Genomic DNA, 313 nt, shown 5'->3' with positions numbered 1-313 from the left:
GCCAGTGCACGCATTATGGGCGTTGGCCTCAACACGGTTTTACGTCACTTAAAAAACTCAGGCCGCAGTCGGTAACCTCGCGCATACAACCGGGCAGTGATGTGATTGTCTGCGCTGAAATGGACGAACATTGGGGCTACGTCGGTGCTAAATCACGTCAGCGCTGGCTGTTTTACGCGTATGACAGGATACGGAGGACGGTTGTGGCGCACGTCTTCGGTGAACGCACTCTGGCCACACTGGAGCGTCTTCTGAGCCTGCTGTCGGCCTTTGAGGTCGTGGTATGGATGACGGATGGCTGGCCGCTGTATGA

The 313-nt window shown here is 56.2% G+C and carries 1 pseudogene; it reads left to right on the top strand.

The window, feature by feature from the left end:
- A pseudogene (locus ABZJ92_RS22405) lies at nt 1–313 on the top strand (IS1 family transposase); the annotation flags it as partial.

This window comes from Shigella sp. FJ200513, from assembly GCF_040495915.1.
In the GTDB taxonomy this organism is placed as follows: Bacteria; Pseudomonadota; Gammaproteobacteria; order Enterobacterales; family Enterobacteriaceae; genus ECMA0423.
This window is presented reverse-complemented; position numbering and strand designations above follow the sequence as displayed.